Raw genomic sequence first — 1,971 nt, 5'->3', positions numbered from 1 at the left:
CCCCGCCCTTGCGGGCGGGGTTCGTGGGGCCGGCTGCGCCGATCCTGTCGAGGCGATCAGTTCTCGTAGGTCATGATGTCGCGATCCTTGGTCTCGGGCACCAGCAGCAAGCCGATTACGAAGGTCGCGAGGGCAAAGACGATCGGATACCAGAGGCCGTAGAAGATGTCGCCCGTGCCGGCCACCATGGCGAAGGAGGTCGCGGGCAGGAGGCCACCGAACCAGCCGTTGCCGATATGATAAGGCAGCGACATGCCGGTGTAGCGGATGCGGGTCGGGAAGAGCTCGACCAGCGCCGCCGCGATCGGGCCATAGACCATCGTGACATAGATGATCAGCACCGTCAGGATCGCGATGACCGTCAGCGACTGGCCGCCGAAGAGCGCGCCGAAGAAGCCGGTCTTGACGATGCGGGCGTCGCCGGCGGCCGGATAGCCAGCTGCGATAGCCTCCTTGGCGATGTTCGCGGCGAAGCCGGCGTCGATGGCGACGTCCTTGCCATTGACCGTGACCTTGGCGGCGGTGCCCGCCGGGGCCGGGGTCTGGGTATAGACGATGGCCTGCGTCGCGAGCGTGCGCCGGGCTATGTCGCAAGGCGCGGTGAAGACGCGCACGCCGACCGGATCGAAGACCGAGCCGCAGGTGGCGGGATCGGCGACGACCTGAACCTTGACGTTGTCATGGGCCGCGGCGAGGCCGGGATTGGCGGCCCTGGTGAGAGCGCCGAACAACGGGAAGTAGGTCAGTGCCGCGATCAGGCAGCCGGCCAGGATGATCGGCTTGCGGCCGATCTTGTCGGAGAGCGAGCCGAAGAAGATGAAGCCGCCCGTGCCGATGATCAGCGCCCAGGCGATCAGCACGTTCGCCGAATAGAGATCGACCTTCAGGATGCTCTGGATGAAGAACAGCGCATAGAACTGGCCAGTATACCACACGACGGCCTGGCCCATGGTCAATCCGAACAGGGCGATGAGCGCGATCTTGGCGTTCTTCCACTGGCCGAAGGCCTCGGAGAGCGGCGCCTTCGAGCCGGTACCCTCTTCCTTCATCTTCTTGAAGGCCGGCGATTCCTGCATCTGGAGGCGAATCCAGATCGAGATCGCAAGCAGGAAGATCGAGAGCAGGAAGGGAATGCGCCAGCCCCAGGCGGCGAACTCGGCCTCGCCCATATTGACGCGGATGACCAGGATGACGATCAGCGACAGCAACAGGCCGAGGGTCGCGGTGGTCTGGATCCACGAGGTGTAGAAGCCGCGACGCCCGACGGGCGCGTGTTCGGCGACATAGACCGCGGCGCCGCCATACTCGCCGCCGAGCGCGAGGCCCTGCAGCATGCGCAGCGCGATCAGGATGACCGGGGCGATCCAGCCGATCGAGTTGTAGCTGGGCAGCAGGCCGACCAAGAAGGTCGAGGCGCCCATGATCACGATCGTGACCAGGAAGGTGTATTTGCGGCCGATGAGATCACCGAGGCGGCCGAAGAACAGCGCGCCGAAGGGACGCACCAGGAAGCCCGCCGCAAACGCCAGAAGCGCGAAGATGGCGCGGGTGTTGGCGTCGAAGGCCGAGAAGAAATGCGCGCCGATCATGACGGCGAGCGACCCGTAGAGGTAGAAGTCGTACCACTCGAACACGGTGCCGAGCGACGAGGCCAGAATGACCTTCTTTTCTTCCCTGGTCATCGGCCGAGGTGCGGCCCTCGTTCCTGATGTTTGCGATGCCATGCTCATGGCGTTAGTCTCCCCTGGTAAACCCTGAAGCCGGGAATGCCCGGCTGTTCGTCTGTGCGGTTCGCGATTCTGATGTAGCGTTGAGCGCACTGCCGGCTGGCGGACGAATCCTGCCATGCCAGCCCGGCGCAAAGAGTTGCGCGTGTATTGTCGCAGGGGCAATCGAGCACTTGGTCTTGCACCGTTCGTCTTAAGACTATCGACGGATGCGGTGGGGGCGGCCGGTCGCGGCGATCCGGCG

1 protein-coding gene is annotated in these 1,971 nt (G+C 64.6%); it reads right to left on the bottom strand.

What is annotated here, in order from left to right:
• Positions 1 to 56 precede the first annotated feature (56 nt).
• Entirely contained in the window at positions 57 to 1,724 is a 1,668-nt protein-coding gene (locus ACIPIA_RS15120) for an MFS transporter (protein WP_400510736.1), read from the bottom strand.
• Positions 1,725 to 1,971 lie beyond the last annotated feature (247 nt).

The sequence above is a fragment of the Allobosea sp. CER48 genome (genome assembly GCF_044752385.1).
Lineage (GTDB): Bacteria > Pseudomonadota > Alphaproteobacteria > Rhizobiales > Beijerinckiaceae > Allobosea.
Note: the sequence above shows the minus strand (reverse complement) of the source record. Positions and strands in the feature narration are given on the sequence as shown.